The 20,425-nt window shown below is 69.4% G+C and carries 15 protein-coding genes; 12 read left to right on the top strand and 3 right to left on the bottom strand.

Annotation, left to right across the window (positions count from 1 at the left end):
- Positions 1-7: 7 nt before the first annotated feature.
- Genes B7K20_RS10095 through B7K20_RS10070 form a run of 6 tightly spaced genes read left to right on the top strand, consistent with a single transcriptional unit; the run spans position 8 to position 8,096 of the window.
- Entirely contained in the window at positions 8-757 is a 750-nt protein-coding gene (locus B7K20_RS10095) for an ABC transporter ATP-binding protein (RefSeq protein ID WP_084102404.1), read from the top strand.
- Entirely contained in the window at positions 754-2,754 is a 2,001-nt protein-coding gene (locus B7K20_RS10090; RefSeq protein WP_084102403.1) for an FtsX-like permease family protein, read from the top strand. The genes B7K20_RS10095 and B7K20_RS10090 overlap by 4 nt, the downstream gene beginning before the upstream one ends.
- Positions 2,751-4,838 carry an FtsX-like permease family protein gene (locus tag B7K20_RS10085; protein ID WP_084102402.1) on the top strand — a complete coding sequence of 696 codons (2,088 nt, stop codon included), beginning with the start codon at positions 2,751-2,753 and terminating at the stop codon, positions 4,836-4,838. Before B7K20_RS10090 ends, B7K20_RS10085 begins: the two co-directional genes overlap by 4 nt.
- Positions 4,835-6,943, top strand: a complete 2,109-nt coding sequence (locus B7K20_RS10080) for an ABC transporter permease (RefSeq protein WP_084102401.1) — start codon at positions 4,835-4,837, stop codon at positions 6,941-6,943. Before B7K20_RS10085 ends, B7K20_RS10080 begins: the two co-directional genes overlap by 4 nt.
- 28 nt (positions 6,944-6,971) lie before the next feature.
- Positions 6,972-7,637 (top strand): hypothetical protein, encoded by a 666-nt coding sequence (locus B7K20_RS10075; RefSeq protein WP_084102400.1) that lies wholly within the window; start codon positions 6,972-6,974, stop codon positions 7,635-7,637.
- 36 nt (positions 7,638-7,673) lie between these two features.
- Positions 7,674-8,096 (top strand): rhodanese-like domain-containing protein, encoded by a 423-nt coding sequence (locus tag B7K20_RS10070; RefSeq protein WP_084102399.1) that lies wholly within the window; start codon positions 7,674-7,676, stop codon positions 8,094-8,096.
- A gap of 5 nt (positions 8,097-8,101) precedes the next feature.
- Here B7K20_RS10070 and B7K20_RS10065 read toward each other — a convergent pair whose 3' ends face one another.
- Positions 8,102-8,515 (bottom strand): hypothetical protein, encoded by a 414-nt coding sequence (locus B7K20_RS10065; protein ID WP_144018633.1) that lies wholly within the window; start codon positions 8,513-8,515, stop codon positions 8,102-8,104.
- 347 nt (positions 8,516-8,862) lie between these two features.
- Here B7K20_RS10065 and B7K20_RS10060 point away from each other — a divergent pair, with 347 nt between their 5' ends.
- The 6 genes from B7K20_RS10060 (at position 8,863) to B7K20_RS10030 (ending at position 17,819) form a co-directional block, all read left to right on the top strand.
- On the top strand, positions 8,863-12,027 hold the full coding sequence (locus B7K20_RS10060; protein ID WP_084102397.1) for a lamin tail domain-containing protein: 3,165 nt from the start codon (positions 8,863-8,865) through the stop codon (positions 12,025-12,027).
- 109 nt (positions 12,028-12,136) lie between these two features.
- Positions 12,137-13,348, top strand: coding sequence for an O-succinylhomoserine sulfhydrylase (metZ, locus tag B7K20_RS10055; RefSeq protein ID WP_084102396.1), 1,212 nt, complete (start codon positions 12,137-12,139; stop codon positions 13,346-13,348).
- A 10-nt stretch (positions 13,349-13,358) separates the two neighbouring features.
- Positions 13,359-13,928 carry a DUF6461 domain-containing protein gene (locus B7K20_RS10050; RefSeq protein WP_084102395.1) on the top strand — a complete coding sequence of 190 codons (570 nt, stop codon included), beginning with the start codon at positions 13,359-13,361 and terminating at the stop codon, positions 13,926-13,928.
- 272 nt (positions 13,929-14,200) lie between these two features.
- The gene (locus B7K20_RS10045; RefSeq protein WP_159449390.1) at positions 14,201-15,457 is read left to right on the top strand and encodes an HNH endonuclease signature motif containing protein; all 1,257 of its coding nucleotides are present in this window, start codon (positions 14,201-14,203) and stop codon (positions 15,455-15,457) included.
- A gap of 170 nt (positions 15,458-15,627) precedes the next feature.
- Positions 15,628-16,245: a hypothetical protein gene (locus B7K20_RS12950; protein ID WP_144018632.1), complete on the top strand. Its 618-nt coding sequence runs from the start codon at positions 15,628-15,630 to the stop codon at positions 16,243-16,245.
- A complete protein-coding gene (locus B7K20_RS10030; protein WP_159449389.1) occupies positions 16,242-17,819 on the top strand; it encodes a PrsW family intramembrane metalloprotease in 1,578 nt (525 codons plus the stop codon). The genes B7K20_RS12950 and B7K20_RS10030 overlap by 4 nt, the downstream gene beginning before the upstream one ends.
- Before the next feature lie 6 nt (positions 17,820-17,825).
- Here the strand turns inward: B7K20_RS10030 and B7K20_RS10025 are convergent, their stop codons facing one another.
- Together B7K20_RS10025 and B7K20_RS10020 are read right to left on the bottom strand one after the other, a co-directional pair.
- A complete protein-coding gene (locus B7K20_RS10025; RefSeq protein WP_084102390.1) occupies positions 17,826-20,177 on the bottom strand; it encodes a cation-translocating P-type ATPase in 2,352 nt (783 codons plus the stop codon).
- 11 nt (positions 20,178-20,188) lie between these two features.
- Positions 20,189-20,413 (bottom strand): heavy-metal-associated domain-containing protein, encoded by a 225-nt coding sequence (locus tag B7K20_RS10020; protein ID WP_084102389.1) that lies wholly within the window; start codon positions 20,411-20,413, stop codon positions 20,189-20,191.
- Positions 20,414-20,425: the final 12 nt, after the last annotated feature.

Here is a 20,425-nt window from a genome sequence, read left to right as displayed (position 1 = left end):
GACGGCCATGGGGGAAGCAACGACGCCCGTCGCACTGACGGCACGCGGGCTCACGAAGACGTATGGCTCCGGCCCTACGGGGGTGACGGCCGTCGACCACGTCGACCTGGACATCCCGGGCGGCGTACTCACCGCAGTGATGGGGCCGAGCGGGTCTGGCAAAACCACGCTGGTGCACCTGCTCGCCGGGCTCGACCGGCCGGACTCCGGCCAGGTGTACGTGGGTGACGACGAACTCACGGGGCTGTCGGACAAGCGGCTCGCCCAGGTGCGCGGCCGCGTGGTCGGCTTCGTCTTCCAGGGCTTCAACCTCATCCAGACCATGAGCGGGCGCGACAACATCGTCCTGCCGCTGCGGCTCAACCGGCTGCCGCAGGACGAGGAGTGGCTCGCGACACTCGTGGAGATGTTGGGCATCGAACGGGAACTCGTTCGCAAGCCCTATGAGATGTCGGGTGGTCAGCAGCAGCGGGTCGCCATCGCCCGCGCGCTGATCACCCGGCCGCGCGTGGTGCTCGCCGACGAGCCCACCGGCAACCTGGATACCCACGCGAGCGCGCAGATCCTGTCGCACCTGCGCACCTCGTGCCGCGAGTTGGGGCAGTCGGTCGTGATGGTCACCCACGACCCCGCCGCGGCGTCCTATGCGGGCAAGGTACTGCTGTTCGCCAACGGGCGGGTCGAGGGACACATCACGGATCCCACACCCGAGTCCGTGTTGGCCGGGCTGGATGCTTTGGCGGGGGTGGAGCGATGAGGTGGGTGCCCAGTGGCGTGATTGCCCTGTTCAGCGCACTGTCGGCATACGCGGCCTTGCCGTTGTACTCGGTGATCGCGAACTCGGGTGACCCCTTCCTGTTAGGGGGCATCTGGACTCCGCTAGGGATGCTCTTCTACATCCCGATCCTCTTCGCGGTTGTCGGCGGTACCGCGGCCGTTTTCCGGGCGTTGTGGGTCGCGACCCGGCGCGCAGAGTTGGCCGCCTCGCTCGCCCTCGGCGGCACACGGCGCGCACTCATCCGCTCGCACGCCATCACCGGCATGCGCGACGCCTGTGTGGGTTGGGGCATCGGCACGCTGGTGGGCGCCGCGGCGCGCCAGCTGCGCGAGGGCGTAGGCGAGGGATTCTGGATGGCCGATGCCGTCTCCACCTGGCTCGTGACGCTCGCCGTCGCCGTCGCCTGCCTCGCGGCCGCCTACAGCGCCGTCGCAGCGTGGTCCACACGCGGCTCGGTGGCCGATGTCGCCTCGGGCGCATCCGTCATGACCGGGCCTGGAGTTCCGCAGCGGACGCCGGTGGCGCCCGAGGCGGCGCGCCGGTCACGGCGGCGGCGGTGGGTGTGGGCGGCTGTGGCGGCGCTCGCGATCGGTGCTGGCGTGATCAGCTTCGTGTTGCCGAGCCCGAATACCGCGAACGACGACCCGGCCTGGCGATGGGTCCTCAGCTTTGGGGCCGGCGCGGTCCTCGGCTCCGTGGTCCTCGGCGTCATCCCCGCAGCATTGGGATATGTGGGAGCCCGGCTTGCTCGCGGAGCGTCCTTGTGGTCGCTGCACCACCTGGGGGGCCAGGCCGTACCCGGCACTGCGAGGGCACTCGCGGGCGAGTCGCTCGCCCGCCCGCTGCCCCTGAGGTTCGGCACGTTTGTCGCCATCATCATGGTGATGGGACTCACCGGCGCGCTGACCGTGGGGTATGCAGGCAACGAGGCGCGCAACGACCTCAGCGGCAAGCTGGACGCCCACGCATCGGTCTCCACGGTCGACCTTCTTGACTCCGCCGTTGACGAGGACACGGCGGCGGCTACCGGCGGCTGGGCGCCCGGACTGCCGGGAGACGTTCTCGACGACCTCCACTCCGACCCCGCGCTCACGGTGATCCAGGCCGGCGTTCTCGTGACGGACGTCCGGACCGTCGACGATCCGAACGTGGATGGCGAATACGCGGCGCGCGACGTGCTCCTGGCCGTGCACGGCGCGGCCATCGACACCTTCGTGCCCCACGCCACATCAGCTCTGGGCTTGAGGGCCGGTACCGAGTGGACATGGGGAGATCCGGGCAGCACAGGCGGGTTTGGCGACGGCAGTGCCTTCGTCGAGGTGGGCGACGTGCGCCGCGACACGACTGCGGCCAACAACGCACCACCGTGGACAGGCATCGAACGAGGATGGGCAGAGTCGGTGTGGGGCACCTCTCCCACCGCCGCGGTCCTGCTCTTCCCGGCCGGAGGTGTCAGCGTGGCGGACGCGATGGAGGCACACGACCTCGCTGGTCTCCACACGATTGATTTTGGCGGCTCCCCTCACCTTGAAGGAGGCGTCGACGGCGGCCTTGTCGCGACGATCGCAGCACCGTTCCTCCTCATCGCCGTCGCCATCATCGTGGGGATGGCTTGGGCATCACAGCGGCTCCGCGCCCGAGACGACGCGACACTCCTTGCCCTCGGGGCCCGGGCCGGGTCGCTTCGCGGCGCGGCCGTGTGGGAGGCGGCGCTTCCCACCTTCTTCGCCTCGATGTTCGGAGTGCTCGGTGGTGCGGTGGTCGGCCTCGTCATCGAGGTCATCAACAATGCGGGCACGGCAGGCATCGCCGGCGCCGCGTTCACCGCGTCAGTCATGCCGTGGGGCGCCCTCATCGGGCTCGTGCTCGGCGCCACCGCCCTCGCGGCCGCAGGGGCGGCGTTGGTGAGGGTCCGGCTCCACCGACTTACTCCGTCCGCACAGTTGCGCGAGGCGCACAAGGCGGGGCTGACGTGACCGGCGGGCCGATGCGGTGGGCGGCTGGCATCGTCCTGGCCCTCGGGGCTGGGGTGGGGTCCGCGATCGGCGGGCCCGTGTGGACATCGTTTGGCCAGTGGAGCAGCGGCGGCCTGGAGTGGCTCGTGTGGCTCATGGCGCTGCTGTTCTACGGCATCCCCGGCCTCGTCATCACCGGCGTTCTCGCGACCGCGTTCCTGCGCCTGGGACTCGTGGGAGAGCGCGACGCGATCATGACGCGGATGGCGCTGGGCGAGCAACGCGGCGACATCGTGCGGGCGGCGGCGCGTGCTGGGACTCGCGCGGGGCTCATCGCTTCCGCGGTCGGCGTACCCGTCGGAATGGTGATCGCCCAGGTCACCGACACGGGCGCCCTGATGTCCTCACGCAACTTCCCCGACGACCCCTCGTTGCAATGGGGCGCCATCGCGTGGAGCGTGGCCGTCGCCGCGGGCTTCACAGCCGTGGGCGCCGTGGTCCACGCGATCGCGTTCGCCGCCGTGACGCGGGGCACGCCCGATGCCATGGCGGCCGCGAGCGCCGCAGGCACCGAGGTGCCGCACTCCCCCGTGGAGCCGGTGAAGCGGTGGCACCGGGCGGCGCGGGCGGTGCCCGTGGTCGCATTCGTGCTGGGGATGGGTGTCGTGGTCCTCAACCGCGCCGTGCCGCTCGACGCCTGGGCGATGGAGCACCTGTCGCCGGCCGGGTGGCTCATGGTGACCAAGAACATCGGCCTCATGGTCGCAGTGGTCGCGGCCGTCTGGGTCGCCTACCACCTGCTCGGGTGGGCCGCGCAGCGACTGGTGAGGGTCGCATCGGCCATCCTGGGCCGCGGGGACGCGACGGGGGGACGCGCGTTCGCGGCGGACGGGCTCGCCCGTCCGACCGAGACGCGGCGACGCTCGCTCGCGGTCACGGGCGTGATCATGACGCTGTGGGTGTGGGCCATTGCCGCGAGCGGCGCCGAAGAGGCGGAGCTCAACGCGGGACTCGCGCTCGACGCCGACGCGATCGTGACCTCAGTGGATCCTTGGTCCGGGTCCGGAGTGCCGAGCGGGCTCACCCAGTTCGGGCTCGACCAGGCCGTGATCGACGCGCTAACGACGAACCCGGACCTGCGGGTCATCCCCGCGCGCATGCTCATCGAGGAGCCGGGCCTCGTGTACTTCGATGATGGCGTCACGTCCGAGGAGCTCGACTTCCAAGAGCTCTCGCTCGCCGTCGAGCGCAAGGACGCCGATGCCGTGGCACCGGACGCGTATCGCACGTTGGGCTTGGCGGCCGGCGTGCGCCTCACGGGCCGCGACAGCGAGTATCTGCGCGACTTCGAATGGGCCAGCATCAACTGCTGTACCGAAGGTGTCGGGGAGATCGACACGTGGGTGGGCGGCACGCCCATCTACTCCGTGTGGTCCCATGCCCCCATGCCCACCGTCGATGGCGCTTGGGCACGCGACATCTGGGGCGACGCACCCGTCTCGGCGTTGCTGGTGTTCGGCGCGGGCGAGCCAGACGAGCAGTTCGGGATGCCGCGCTCGTCCGTGATCGCGGCCGTTGAGGAGGCGGTTCCGGAGGGCTCGGGGTTTGTTTTGACGGCCGATGCGACGACGGGCTGGATCTCGTACACCAACGACGCGCTGGCGATGATCATCGGTGTGTTCGGCGCCGTAGTCGCCGTCGTCTTGTCGGCTGGGGTGGCGTCGGCATCGACCCGCTCGCGCCGCCGTGAACTCGCGACGTTTGCGGCGCTCGGCGCGTCGCCGCGGTCGCTGCGGGCCGCCCCCGTGTGGGAGGCGGTGGTCGTCTCCGGTGCGGCCGTCCTCGCGGGAACGGTGGTGGGTGCCGCGACCGCCGTGACGCTGGGCAACCCATTCCTCCTCACGCCTGGCGCCCCGTTCGACCTCAGCGAGATCGCCTGGCATATGGGCCGCGACCTCGCGGCGGTGCCGTGGGTGATCGTGCTCGCGGGTGCGGTAGTGGTGATGTCGGCATCGGCCGTCGTGGCGTGGCTCCTGGGCCGTGGGATGGCCTCGGGCACCCCAGTCGATGAACTACGCGCTGCTGACAGGGAGGGTGTCCGATGATCGGGGTGCTGCTGCGGGAGCAGGTGCGTGGCCAAAGCCGCCTTCTTACATGGACCGCGGGGCTGCTCGCCGTGGGAGCTTCGCTCGCCGCGACGGCCTTGATTGCCGCGAGCTCTCAGGCCGTCCTCGACGCGAACCCGTCATACGGTGCGCCGGAGGGTATGGACCGTGCGGCACTCGTCACCGAGTGGTCCGATGGCCCACCCGCGGACCAGGACGTCACCGACGCAACGGTCGCATCGCCAGGCGACATCGCGGCCGCGATCGACGAGGCGCTGGAGGCCGGATTCCCAGCGCATGCAACACAAACGCACTACCTAGAGTGGGAGCGTGTGGGCGGCGGCGCCCGCGACGACCTGCCATACATGGGAGACGCCATCGCCTCATATGTGGATGCGAGCAGCGCCATCATTGAGGGCCGCTCCCCGAACGAGGGTGAGATTGCCATTGCAGGTGACGTTGCCGCGGACTTGGGCCTGCACATCGGCGACACGGTCGTGGCGACGAGTGCGATCGGCACTGATGCCAAGAGCGCCGCGCCTCTGACGCTCGAAGTCTCCGGCCTCGCAATCGCATCTTCGACTCAACCTTTCCGTACCGCGAGTGTCGACGCCTATCTCTCGTGGGAGGACGGCATCGTTCTGTCCGAGGCGTCCGCCGCACAGCCCGCACAGGACGGCGGAACCACCAAAGCGCTACATGCCGAGGTGTCTTGGAAGGACGGCGCCCCCGGCATGGAAGAACTTGCGTCGCGTGACGACGCACCACTCGTCCCCTTCGACCCTCGCGACGGCTTCCGGATCCCGCTTGAGGGTTGGACCGGGACACTCTGGATCGCAGCGCTCTTTGCGAGCGTTGGCACAGTCATGGCAAGCGTCGCCATGGGCCGAGTGCAAGCTCCATCTCGCGCACGGTGGATCGCGACGGCGCGCGTACTCGGCGCCACGTCCCGAACGCTCCGCAATGTCGCGGCACTGGAGGCCGTGTTCATGGGAATAGTTTCCGCAGCCGCAGGCCTCTGTGTCGGCTGGCTCGTCAATGCCGCAGTCCTCGCCTGGCAGCGCCACGCGCAACCTGATGCCGTACTACCTCTCACCCCGGCTGTACTGCCAATCGCGGCGGCAATAGTGGTCGCCATGACGGTACTCGTCGCGAGCTTGACGGCGATCGGCCCAGCCGTGTGGGCGTCCCGTACCGCGCCAATCGCTGCGCTAAAGCCGGGCGCGCTGGCCACAGCCACTCCGCTAGCGACGACTCCTCCGGCCAGAGAGCGCGGCGCACTCCGCGCGCACCACGTAGGCGGTGGTCCACTCGCGCTTGCGGTTGCCGGCGCGGTCATTCTCGTGGCCGTAGGTAGCGCGTGGGGCGGTTATCTCGGTCCATGGATCGCCGGTGCAGGGGTCGTGGCGTTTGGGGTCTTTGGCATGGCTCTGCTCGCGACGCTCGCCGACAGTACGTTGACGGCGATTGCGCGCCGATGGGCGCGGAGAACCCACCCCGGCCCCCTCACCGCGGCGCATGACCTGCTGGCTCGGTCACGCCAATATGCGACTGCCACTCTCATCTACGCGCTGGCCTGCGCGGCTCTTGCGGGCGTGCTGGGCCACGGCGTGCACGCCTTGGCGTCGGCGGGTGCCACGCCAGGTGCATCCACGTCCTCTTTCGGTGACATGTTCACGGCCAACGACGGGCGCGGGTGGCCCTCGTGGGGCGCGCTCGGCGTCATTGTCGTGTTCCTGATCATTGCGGCGGTGATCGCCTGCGCAGTCGTCGCATCGACACGCATTGCGGCAGGCGACGAATCAGCGGTTCACACCGCGCTCGGATTGTCACCGAGCGCCCATCGCACGAGCGCGAGTCTCGAGTTCGGCCTACCTCTTGCCATCGGCGCCACACTCGGCCCCCTCAGCGGATGGGCCTTTGTCGCCGTTGTCAGCGCACCTCAGGGGGCCTCTCTCGGAGCGTGGAGCGCAGCCACCCTCCTCACGTTCCCTGGTGCACTGCTGGTCGCCGTATGCGCCCTTGCTGTTGCGGCCGGGGCCGCGGGTGTGTCGGGTGGACTATCGCGCCAGGTGGCACCATCGAGCGCTACCCCGTCGCGCTAGGCTCCCCCCCATCACCACAGGGGGCTTGATGATCACTACGCAGCACCTCACCGCTGGCGCGCTCGCCGTCGGCGGCATAGCGGTCGTGGGCGCGATCGTCGCGGGGATCGTGGCGGCAACGCCGGACGACGACGGTCCACCCGAAAGGTGGGCGTGGGTTCCGGTCGCGGCGACGCCCGACGATGTCAGCGACGGCGACACCCCCGTGGTGTTCCGCGACACTTACGAGAACCTCGTGGCCGATGTGCGACAGGTCGACCCCAACGCCGTGGTCGTCGTGTCGGCGTCCGTCGCGACGGACGACGGCCTCGCTCGGATTGATGGAGTCGACAGCATCCCCCCTGCCGTACTGCTTGAGGGCACCTCGCCCCGGGCGGGTGAGGTCGTCATCTCGACGGGGTTGCAGGAGGCAACGGGCTTGGGAGTCGGCGACGCGCTGCCTCTTCCCGCTGAGTCCCCCTGGTCCGAGGAGCCGATCACGGCGCCCTACGACGCGCTCCAGATCGTGGGTATCTCCACCGAAGAGTGGGGCGACTTCTTGCCCGGCGACGGGTGGGTGTCAACCGAGGACGCGTGGACGCTCTCGCAGACATACGGGGTGGTGATCGATAGCGAGATGCCGATCACGGACACCTACATCGCCTGGGACGGTGACGTGCCCGCGCTGAATCCTTGGAGGTTCGACGACGACTAAGGCGCCGCGCGACCCGGGATGCCTAGACTGGCGCGCATGAGCGGATACGCAGGCGACCTCACCCCGGCCCAGGCTTGGGAACTCCTCACGAGCAACCCGGATGCACGCCTCGTGGATGTCCGCACCGAGGCCGAGTGGCGCTTTGTGGGCGTCCCCGACACCTCCGCGACCGGCAAGGAGCCCATCCTCGTCGAGTGGGCGTCCTACCCCGCCATGAGCCGCAACGAGGCTTTCGTTGACCAGCTCCTCGCCGCCGGCCTCGAGCCAGGATCCGATGCCCCGGTCGTGTTCCTGTGCCGCTCGGGCCAGCGTTCGATCGGTGGCGCCATGGCGGCCACTGAAGCCGGCATCGGCCCCAGCTACAACATCCTCGACGGATTCGAAGGTGGCCCCGACTCCGCCGGCCACCGCGGTGCCCAGGGCTGGAAGGCCGAAGGCCTTCCCTGGCACCAGGGGTAGCGGCCTCAACCGACGCTCACCACCGGTTGAGGGATCGGCGAACTCTCGCAGGCGTCGAGGTCGATACGTGGAACCGGGTCACCCTCGAGTCCCGAGCCGGCTCCGCTGGTATCGCGACACAGCCTGGCTTCCGTCTCGACACCGTCAGGGTCGAGCGTCACACCCTCGGGTTCATCGGCGACGAGGACCACTCCCGAGAACTCGCATGCGAGCGCGGCATCGTCGATAGCGGAGTCGTCGAACGCCACATACCGCGCACTCACCATCGACCTCGTGCCAGAGAACCCTACGGGCTCCCCCGCCGGATTCATGAGAGCCGGATTGGGCAGATCCGAGCCCGGGTTCATGGGGTCGGCCATCACGATGTCCCGCTTGTCGTACCCGATCGGAGCCAGGAACGGCGCCGAGACCGTGCTCACGCCATCGTCGTAGGTCGCGTCCCAACAGCGACGTCCCTCGCGTGAGGTGAGCGTGACAGACCCCTGAACTCGGATTCCCACCACCGCCCGTGCGTTTGTGGATGAGGAGACCGCGCCGCTGGACGTCGTCGATGCCCCCGCGCACCCGGTGATGGCCATTGCTACAAAGCCACCCATCACCGCGACAATGCCGAGGATCCGCATGCACCCACCCCCACGAGTTCACGTTGACCCTAGCAAGTGGTGAACGTCACCGGTTGGTCAGGCTTCGTTCAGGTTCCGTTTCGCTGACCCCCATAGATTCCCCTCGTCCCTAGACACTCACGTCCCTACGAGGGGAAACACGTATGCCTTCAGTGAAGAGGGGGGCCGCGTACGCGGTCACCGCCACTCTCGCCGTCGCGCCGCTCGCGGTCGCGACACCGGCGCTCGCCGCGCCACTCGCGCCCGAAGAGGCGCTCGTCATCAACGAGGTCAACTCGGACGGCACCGACTGGATCGAGCTCAAGAACCTCTCGGCAGAGGCCATCGACGCCCGGGGCGTCATCGTGTCCGACGCCGATGCCGACCACGCCTACGTCCTGCCCGAGGGCACCGAGATTGCCGCGGGCGGTTACCTGCTGCTGGACAGCTTCGGCTTCGGCCTTGGCAAGGGCGACTCAGTGCGACTCTTCGCCGCGGGTACCGGGGTCGTCGAGGGCGGAATTTTTGCCTCTGCAACACCGTTTGACTCGACCACCTGGGCCGCGGACGAGCACACGAACGCCTTCGGCGCCTCATGGGGCCGTCTCCCTGACGGCACGGGTGAGTTCGCGTCAACGCAGGACGCGACCCCCGGCGCCAGCAACTCGCCCGCTGAGGCGCCCGTCCCCACGGTCGAGACCTCGGTCGTGATCAACGAGGTGCAGTCCAGCGCCCCCGACACGCAGCTGGGTGGCGAGGACTGGATCGAGTTGGCCTCAACAGCCGACGTCGCGCTGGACCTCACCGGAGTGGTGGTGTCCGACGCCGACGCCGACCACGAGTACGTCCTCCCCGAGGGCACCGAGATTGCTGCGGGCGGCTACCTGGTCCTCACGGGCGACGTGTTCGGATACGGACTGGGCAAGGGCGACTCCGTGCGCCTCTTCTCGGCCGGCACCGAGATCGTGGAGGGTGTCATTGCGGACACCGCGACGCCGTTCGACGCCACCACCTGGACGGCAGGCCAGCACACCGACCCCTCGTGGGGCCGCTGCGCCGACGCCACCGGCGACTTCCGCATGACCGGCGCCGCCACCCCTGGCGCTGCCAACGACTGCTCCGGCGACGTCGAGGTTCCCGTCGAGGAGCCCACCGAGTTCTCCGGCGCCCTCGCCATCAACGAGGTCGAGTCCAACGGCGACGACACCGACTGGGTCGAGGTCATGAACCTCACCGATGCCGACATCGACATCTCAGGCTGGACGATCAAGGACAACGACGACTCGCGCACCGACGTGGTTCCTGCCGGTTCGGTGGTTCCCGCCGGTGGCCTGCTCGTGATCGACGGCGAGTCCTCGACCTATCCCCAGGGATTCTCGTTTGGTCTGGGAGACGGCGACATGTTCCGCCTCTACGACGGCTCGGGCGAGCTGGCAGCGAAGGCCTCCTGGGACTCCCACGCCCTCGTCTCGTGGGCCCGCTGCCCCGACGGCACCGGCGACTGGGCGGATGCGACCGCCTCGACCAAGGGCGAGCCCAACGAATGCTCCACGCCGCTGCGCCTCAACGAGGTGAACTCGTCCGGGGAGGACTTCGCCGAGATCATCAATATCGGCGCGACCAACGTGGACGCCTCTGGGCTCATCGTGAAGGACGCCGAGGACGACCACGTCTACGAGATCCCGGCGGACACCATCGTCTCCCCCGGCGCCGTGCTGCTGCTGACCGACCTGGGCTACGGGCTGGGCGGCTCCGACGCCGTGCGCCTCTTCGAGGCCGACGGCGAGACCCTCATCGACTCCTACGAGTGGGCCGAGCACGGCTCGCCCAGCTGGGGCCGCTGCCCGGATGGCCGTGGCGACTGGGCGACCACCGCACAGGCCACCCCCGGTGAGCTCAACGACTACGAGGGCTTTGTCCGCGCCGAGGCCTGGCCCGGCGGCTCCAAGGTCGAGATCCTCGACGCCGAGGACTGGTTCTCCGGCGACATGTCCGGCATCGACTACGACGCCGCCACGGACACCCTGTGGGCCGTCCAGAACGGCGATGGGCTGCTCTACCAGCTGACGGCCGATGCCGCGGGCACCTGGTCGCTCGCGCCCGGTTACGAGGCCGGACGCGTTCTGGGTTACCCCGCCGGCGAGGCCGGCGTGGTCGACGCCGAGGGCGTCACCGTCCGCGAGGGCGAGCCCGGCGTGGTCTACGTCTCGACCGAGCGCAACAACTCCTCGGGTTCGGTCAGCCGCCCGTCGGTGCTGCGCTACGAGGTCTCCGGCACGGGCGCGCTCGTCGCGACCGACGAGTGGAACCTGTCCTCCATCCCCGCGCTGTCCGCGCTGCCCGCCAACGGCGGCCTCGAGGGCATCACGTGGATCCCGTCGCTCGACGCGTTCGCGGTGGGCGTCGAGGGCACGGCGTCGGTGTACATCGTCGCGCTGGGTGCGGATGGCTCCGCAACCCTGCTCGACACCCTGTCGACCGAGGCGGCCGGCTTCTCGCTGGTGGCCGACGTGCAGTGGGATGCCGAGCGCGGTCAGCTGTGGGTGGTGTGCGACGAGGCCTGCGACGGCCGCATCGCGACCTTTGCCCTCGTGGACGGCTCGTGGGAGATGACGGCGCTGTACGAGCGTCCTGCCGGCATGGCGAACGTTGCCAACGAGGGCTTCGCGATCGCGGCGTCCTCGACCGCCGTGGATGGTGCGGTCGCCACGTTCTATGTGGACGACGCCGACACCGACGGATTCTCGCTGCGCTCGGGCACGCTGCCCGCGGGCGAGGTGGTGGACCCTATTGACCCTGTCGACCCGAGCGAGCCCGCGGTTCCCGGCGACGGCTCGGGTGACGGGTCCGGAGATGGCATCGTCGACGACGGCGCCGTGGGCGGCAACGGCGGCCAGGCCCCCTCGGGCGACGACCTCGCCGAGACCGATGGTCCCGCGAACCTCGAGTGCAGCGTCGAGGCTCCTGCCTCTGCCGAGGTGGGCGACTCCATCACGGTCGTGATCGACCGCGAATGCGCGGGGGCCGACGTCACGTCGGTCGAGGTGTGGATGTACTCCGAGCCCACCTTCGTCGGCACCTTCGCGGTCGCCGCCGACGGCTCGGTGGACATCACCATCCCCGAGTCCCTCCCCGCGGGCCAGCACACCATCGTGGTGCAACTCGAGGACGGCACCATCGTCGGCTCGACCACCATCCAGGTGGCCGCGGACGGCACCGCGTCGCTGCCCCAAACGGGTCCGGCCGATGCCGCGGCGCTGACCTGGGGCGCGCTCGCCCTGGCTCTCGCCGGCGCGATGGTGCTCGGCGCGCGTCGCCGCGTGAGCTAACCGCTCACGACGCCTGAGGGCGGGGATCCCGTGAGGGGTCCCCGCCCTTTCGCTTGTATCGGTGCATACGAAAGGCGACCACGGCATCGGCCGTCGCTAGTCTGAACCCATGGACAACCCGAATCTCAGCCCCGAGACCCTCGCCCTGCACACGGGCATTCACCGCTCCGAGGCCAACGAGATGTCGGAGGGCATGTTCCTCACGCAGGGATACGCCTACGAGTCCGCGGAGCAGGCCCGCGACGCGTTCGCCGGCAAGGTCGACGTCTACATGTACTCGCGCTACGCGAACCCCACCGTGACGGCTTTCGAGGAGCGGCTCGCGGCCATCGAGGGTGCCGAACGGTGTTTCGCTACCTCGACGGGCATGTCCGCGGTGTTCGTGGCTCTCGGGTCGATCCTGTCGGCGGGAGACCGTCTGGTGGCGTCGAAGGCGCTGTTCGGGTCGACGCTGCAGACCTTTGCCAACTTCTTCTCGAAGTGGGGCATCCAGATCGACTACGTGGATGGGAACGACAACTCCGCGTGGACCGAAGCCTTGGCGACGCCCGCGAAGGCCGTGTTCATCGAGTCGCCCACCAACCCCATGCAGGACGTGCTGGACATTCCGTTCATCGCCGAGGCCGCGCACGCCGCGGGCGCCATGCTGCTGGTCGACAACGTGTTCGCGACGCCGCTGGGCCAGAAGCCCCTCGAGTTGGGGGCCGATGCGGTGATCTACTCCGCAACCAAGCACATCGATGGACAGGGTCGAGTTTTGGGTGGGGCGATCCTTGGCGCGGCTGAGTACATCGACGGCCCGGTCAAGCTGATGATCCGCAACATGGGCGCGACCATCTCGCCGTTCAATGCCTGGGTGCTGCTGAAGGGTCTGGAGACCATGGGCGTGCGCGTGCGGGCGCAGGCGGCGTCTGCATTGGAACTCGCGTCGTGGCTCGAGTACCACCCGAAGATTGCGTCGCTGCGCTACCCGCTGCTGCCCTCGCACCCGCACCACGAGCGGGCTGTTCGCCAGATGACGCTCGGTGGCACGCTGGTGACGGTGGACCTGTTCGTGGGCGAGGGTGTGGACCGGGCCTCTGCGGCCGCTCAGGAGGCGGCTTTCCGGTTCCAAAACGGACTGCAACTGTTCACGATCTCCAACAACCTGGGCGACGCGAAGTCGATCTCCACACACCCCGCGACCACCACGCACAACAAACTGTCGGTCGAGGAGCGCGCGGCCGTGGACATCTACGAGACGACCGTGCGATTGTCGATCGGGCTCGAGTCGGTGGAGGACCTGCGGGCGGACCTGGATCGGGCGCTCGCGCTCGTGTAGGTGGGGGCCGATGCCGGTCGACGCGCAGTCTTGGGTGGCAACGTGGGACGCCCTGTGTGTCTCGGTGACGCGAAACTCTCCCGCGCGGGTCACGGCAGCGATCGCGGGATCCGACCTGCGAGAGTTCGCAGACCAGGATTCAGCCAGCAACTGGCTACGAGACGATCACGGCTCGCGCAGATTCGATCCCCGAGGCTGGTTTGCCACGGGCACGGTCGACGACTGGACCTTTGTCTGGGAAGACAACGGATACCAGGGCATCACACCCGCCACGGCATTCAAGATGGCAGACGGCCATCGACTGGAGAGCATGTTCTGGAACGTCAATCTGCAGATGCGATTCATTGAGGTCCGTGACCGTGCCGTCACACGGAACTTCGTTCCCTTCGCCTGGGGACAGGAGTGGTCCTGGGTTGGCGAACTCGGTGAGCCCCTGCCGGGCGAAGCGGACCTCGCGTGGGTGGATGCGCCGCAACTGTCAGGGCTCGCCCTGCTCTCCATGACGGCGGGCATCCGCGCCGTCTTCCCCGACTGGCTGGATTTGCCCGATACGAGGTTCTGGGGCCACTACTACCCGTGACGCCCTCGGCGGCACCTCGGGTGGGCGCGAGCAGTGAACGCGCCGCGTCATTTGCGTCGTCCCCAGGTCCTGGCGCGGGGTAAGTTTTCCACAGATTTCGGGCATCTAGCAGGGATGTCGGTGGTGCGCGGGAGACTGGTGTCATGAACTTCTCGACTGCCGAGCTCGACCGTACTGTCGCTGTCGCGCGCTCGTTCGAGGGCGACGATTTGGGTTCGACGCCCGCGAACCGGCTGGTCGAACTCCAAAGCGCCCTGGTGCAGGTGCGTCGCATGACGGAAGTGGCGCTGGGCGAGGTGGCGGGGGAGTTGGCGCGGCGTTCGGATCCTGCCGAGGGTCTCCAAGGCGTGGCCCGCAAACACGGGTTCGCGTCGCCTGGCCAGATGTTGGCCGATGCTCTGGGTGGCTCCGAGGCTGAAGCGCAGAGGATTTTGGCCGTCGCCGATGCGACACGGCCACGCCACGCGGAGGCCGGTGAGTCGGGTGTGGATGCGGGTGCGGATGGTCCTGGCGCGACCACGCCTGCGGCACCGCATTTCCCTGTGCTCGCTGAAGCCGTAATGTCGGGGGCGCTGTCGATGGAGGCCGCCGCGGTGATTACCCGCGCCTTGGAACGTATCGAGCAGGTCGCACCCGACAAGATCGTCGCGGTGGAGCAGAAGATCGTGTCGAAGGCGTGCAGCCTGAGTCTGCGAGACATTCGTCGCATGCTGCTGGCCGAGGAAGCGTGGCATCGACCCAAGGATGTGGAAGAGCGTGACCGTGTCGCGTTCGAGAACCGGTACGTGCAGATCAAGGACGAAGCCGACGGCTCAGTCGGCATTCATGCCCGCCTGGACGTGTCCACCGCCGCACCGATTGTGACGCTGCTCAAAGGCGCGGTAAAGCAAGTGATGCGGACCCGACGTGACAACGCCCAGAAGAAGGGCAAGATCGGGATGGACTTCACCGACGACGACCGCACCCCCGGCCAAATCCACGCCGACGCCCTCTCGGCTGCCGCACGGCACAGTTTGGGCTGCACGGAAGTGCCCACCGGTGTGACCACCACCATCGTGCTGCGCGCCAACATCGACGCCGTCGAGACCGGTGTGGGCTGCGCATCCGTGGACGGTATCGATTCACCTATCTCGGTGGGCACCCTGCGACGCATGGCCGTCGACATGGAGGTCCTACCCATGATCATGGGCGGCGAGAGTGTTCCCCTGGACGTGGGATGCAAAGACCGACTGTTCTCCACCGAAATCAAACTCGCACTGGTCGAGCGTGACGGCGGCTGCTCCTGGTGTCACGCCCCACCCAGCTACTGCGAAGCCCACCACATCCGATGGTGGAAACACGGCGGACCAACCGACCTGTCCAACGGTGTCCTCCTGTGTGTGAGCTGTCACCATCGCATCCACCACGGCGGCTGGGACATCGACATCCGCGGCACCCAAGTGTGGTTCATCCCACCGGCCTCCATCGACCCCGACCGCACACCCCGCATCGGCGGCAAAGCCCACTACGAACTCGAACCCGCCACCTAGCGTTCGAGGGAGAACTCTGCCCCGGGGCAGGGCAGGCAGCGCGCGCCGCATACGGCGAAGGCACAGCGCGCTCGTGACGGGCGCGCGACTGCTGTGGCGGATGCGACCGGCAGCGCGGCCGCCCGGCGCGGGGCAATCGAACCGTGCCTGCGCGTGCTACGTTCCGAGCCATGAGCGACCCCGCGCCCCACGGCAGCGGTGCCCGCATGCCCTTGTCGATTCGGATCATCGGCCGCAGCTCGGCGCCCGGCGCCCTGTTTGTCGTCGCGGTCGCGGCGCTCTTCGTGTTCGGACTGCCGCTCATTGCTTCCTCGTTGCCGGACGAGGACGAGGTGGCCGTACCCGCCGACACGACACTCACGATCGGCGTCGAGGGCTCCTCTCAGGTCACGGTGACACTGTCCGGCGACTGGACCGAGGAGTCGCACACCGATGCGAGCCTCCTGCTCACCAACGCCGGTGCCGAACTGTCGATCGCCGCTCCCCAGCCCATCGCAGCGACTGGCACGCCGGAGGACGTCATCGCGCGCGCCGTCGCTGACCTGACGGCAGATGTCGAAGCCTCGTGGGTCGCTTCCGACCCCATCGAGCTCACCACCGACGCGGGTGACTCTGGTCTCTGTGTCACCGGCGCCACCGTCGTCGACGTTGCCATGACCTGCGCCGTCCAGCACGGCGAGGAGGTGTCGACGCTGACAGCGACGGCATCGGCCCAGGTATGGCCCTCGCTGCAGCCCAGCGTCGACGCCATGGTGCGGTCGATGCGGTTCACCGAGGCGGCCGCATGACCGTCGCCAGGGATGACGCCACGAACGCCGCCACGGCTTCCGGCTTCGCCACCGCCGACCCCACCCCCACGGTCGCGATCGCCGCCATCCCGCGAGCCCTGCCGCGCACCCGCACCTTCGTCGACGTGAGGTCGCTCGTGTTCTGGGCCGGCGCCGCCGTCACCCTCTACGGACTCGTCACCTGGATGCCGCTCGTCATCGCCGGCATGCGCATTCAGCCCGCGACGGGAGTCCTCTCGGGCCTGGTGTGGCTCATGTACGGCCTCGCCTTCATGCTCGTCCTGTACCGGATGGAGCTCTTCGACCGGCGCTCTCCACTCACTGTCCTGGGCGCCCTCGCATGGGGCGCCTTCGCCGCCCCCGGGCTCGCCTCGATCGCCGCACCCGCCATGCACGACGTGGTCGCCGCTGCCCTGCCGATCGACGAGGCCTGGGTCTCGTCGTTCGCGGCACCCTTGGTTGAGGAGCCCCTCAAGTGGCTCGGCATCGTCGCCCTTGCCTTGATCCCCGGAGCCCGCCTGCGCTCCGCCGCCGACGGCTTGTTCTACGGCGCCGTCGTGGGCCTGGGCTTCCAGGTCTCCGAGAGCTTCATGTACTCCGCGATCCTCAGTTCCGACGGCACCGCCGCCACCGTGTGGGCCATGCTCCTGCTGCGCGGCGTCATCGGCGGACTGTGGAACCACCCCACATTCTCCGGCATGGCCGGAGCGGGCGTGGGGTACTTCTTCAACGCTTCCGCCGGGCCGTGGCGCCGCTGGGGTGTCCTGGTCGGCACCCTTGCCCTCGCGGTCACGGTGCACGGCTTCTTCAATACCCCGATCGTGAACGCCAACGCCTTCGTCAGCTCCATCGTCAAGGGCGTACCGGTGCTCCTGCTGTTCCTGTGGGTGCTGCGCTGGGCCCACCTGCGCGAGCGTCGCACCTTTGCGGGGCTCGCCGCCGACGTGGTCCCGGACGACCTGGTGAGCCCCGCCGACTTCCGCCTGCTCGCCACCCGCCGCATCCGCCAAGAGGTGCGCCGCGAGGCGGCCAAGCGCGCCGGCAAGCCCGCCGTGCGGACGCTCAAGTACCTTCAGGGAGCCCAGCTCGCGCTGCTGACCGCCACCCACGAGGACGGGTGGGGCTCGCCTCGCACCCTCGAGCTGTCGGCAGACGTCCGGCTGATCCAGACCGACCTGCGCGCCATCTACGACGCCGCCGGGGTCGTCAACGGCCCCGGCCTCACGGAGCAGCCGCCGGTCTCGTCGCGCAGGCTCCGCGTCCAGCGGTGGGCCGAGTCCACCCGCGACCGCATCGAGACCGAGGGCGCACGCCGGGTGGTGCGCACCGCCGCCACCGGCGCGACTGAGAAGGTCACCACCGGGGCGATCAGGATCGTGCGGCGTCGCAGCGCGGACGGCTTCGGTCCGCACAGTGCTGCCGGAGACGGCGTGAGTCCCGGTGCCGGCGACACGGGCGAGGCCGCAGTCGACAACGCCGCCGAGGACGCGGCTCCCGTCACCGAGACCCTCACCCTGCGGCGCGTCGACGACCGCGACCAGCGCGACGAACCCACCGGTCGCGACAAGTCCTAGCCGCGACTACCCCCGCTGCCGGTAGCCCGCGAACGACCGCAGCCTCAGCGAGTTGCCCACCACGAACAGGGACGACCCGCCCATGGCGGCCGCCGCGATCATCGGGTCCAAGATCCCCAGCGCCGCGAGCGGAATGGCCGCCGTGTTGTACGCGAACGCCCAGAACAGGTTGCCCCTGATCGTGGCGAGCGTGCGACGGGACAGGGCGATCGCATCGGCCGCCGCCCTGAGGTCACCCGAGACGATGGTGAGGTCCGAGGCCTCCCTGGCGACGTCCGCGCCGGTCCCGACCGCGATGCCGAGGTCGGCCTGCGCGAGCGCCGGCGCATCGTTCACGCCGTCGCCCACCATCGCGACCCGCGCCCCGTCGGCCTGCAGGGAGCGAATCGTGTCCGCCTTGTCCCCCGGCAGCACCTCGGCGATGACGCGGTCGATCCCGACCTCCGCGGCCACCGCGCGAGCCGCGCGGGCGTTGTCGCCCGTGAGCAGCACCACCTCGAGGCCCAGGTCCCGGAAGGACTGGATGGCCGATGCGCTGGTCGCCTTGATCGTGTCCGCCACCGAGATGACAGCCTCGGCCACGGGCAGCTCGGCATCGCCCGGCGCGGCCCCGACGACCGGCCGGCCAGCAAAGACCGCGGTCTCACCGCGGTCCTCGGCGGCGGCCGCGAGCGCCTCCACCTCGGCCGGCACCGAGCCGAAGAGCCGGCGGGAGCCGACCCAGACCTCGGCGTTGCCAGCGGCCGCCGAGCCAGCGGCACCGGCGCCGTGCGCGGCTGCTGAGTCAGCACAACCCGCACCCTGCACCGTCGCCACCACGCCCTGGCCCGCGACCGAACGGAAGCCCTTCACGCGCGGCAACTCGCGCTGCGAGGCTGCCGCGGCAGACGCACGCGCCGCGTGAATCGCCTGCGCGATCGGGTGCTCCGAACGGCCCTCCACGGCCGCCGCGGCGTCGAGCAGCACCGACTCCTCGGACGCCTCGAGCCCCGGCGCCACCGACGACACGAGCGACATCCGTCCCTCGGTCACCGTTCCCGTCTTGTCGAGCACGATGGTCGTGACGTCGCGGGTGTCCTCGAGCGCCTCGGGACCACGCACCAGCACTCCCAGCTGCGCGCCGCGCCCCGTGCCCACCATGATCGCGAGCGGCGTGGCGAGGCCCAGCGCGCAGGGGCAGCTGATGATCAGCACCGCGACCGCCGCAGTGAAGGCCGCGTTCGCGTCCCCCGTGACCGCGAGCCACACCACGAGCGTCAGCAGCGCGACACCGATGACGACAGGCACAAAGATCCGAGAGATACGGTCGGCAAGCCGCTGCACTCGTGCGCGGCCGCTCTGCGCCTCGTCCACCATGCGCGCGATCTGCGCGAGCATCGTCTCGGCGCCCACGCGCGTGGCCTCGACGGTGAGGGCGCCATCGGTCGCGATGGTGCCGCCCACGACCTCCGAGCCCACGGCCGCGCGCACCGGCACGGACTCGCCCGTGACGAGCGAGGCATCGACCGCCGCCTCGCCCTCGACGACCCGGCCATCGGTTGCGACCGTCTCTCCGGGACGCACCACAAAGCGCATCCCGACCGCGAGCGCATCGCGCGCAATCTCGGTGCCGTCCTCGAGACGGGCCGTCGCCGACTGGCGCGACGACAACGCGCGAATTGCGTCGCCCGCCCGCGCCGACGAGCGCACCTCGAGCCACTTGCCCAGCAAGATCAGGGCGACGATGACCGCGCCCGTCTCGTAATACACGTGCCCACCCTCGAACCCACCGAGGGCGCCGCCCACCAAGACCACCGTGGACCAGGTCCACGCGGCCATGGTGCCGAGCGTCACGAGCGTGTCCATCGTGGTCGCGCCATGACGCGCCGCCGCCCATGTGGAGCGGTGGAACGGCAGCGCCAACCACCAGATCACGGGCGTCGCGAGCAGCGCCACGACCCACTCCCAGCCCGCAAACTGCAGCGCGGGCACCATCGAGAGCAGCATGGTGGGCACCGCGAGCACCGCGGCCACGGTGAAGCGGCGGCGGTAGTCGGCGATCCGGGCCGCGTCGGCCCGGACGTGAGCCTCGTGCTCGTCGGCGAGATCGTCGGCGTCAGCCGCCGACGAGACCGCGTACCCGAGCCCCGTCACCGTCGAGGACATCGCCTCGCGCAGCGCGTCGGCCGGAACCGAGCCATCGGGTCGCACCGTCGCGCGGCGCGTCGCGTAGTTCACGACCGCGTCCTCGACTCCCGGCAGCTTTGACAGGCCACCCTGGATGGTCGCCGCGCAACTTGAACACGTCATGCCCTCGATCGGGAGCGTGACGGCGTCAGGGACGGCGGGAATCGAGACGGCCGATGCCGTGGTGGACATCGCGTGCCGGCTTAGGCGACGACGCGGTAGCCCACGGACTCGACGGCCTCGTCGAGCGCGAACTCCAGGTCCTCGGCCGCCACGGTGCCGTCCGGGGTGACGCGAGTGAGGCCAGACGCGTGGTCGACCTCCACCGAGGCCACGCCATCGACGGCGGAGACGGCGCCCCGCACCTTGTTGGCGCAGCCGTTGCAGGTCATGCCGGAAACAGTGATGTCAATCGTGTTCGTGTTCATAGCGTTACCGTA

The sequence above is a fragment of the Demequina sp. NBRC 110051 genome (assembly GCF_002090055.1).
In the GTDB taxonomy this organism is placed as follows: Bacteria; Actinomycetota; Actinomycetes; order Actinomycetales; family Demequinaceae; genus Demequina.
The sequence above is the reverse complement of the archived record's forward strand: the minus strand, read 5'-3'. Positions and strand labels throughout refer to the sequence as shown.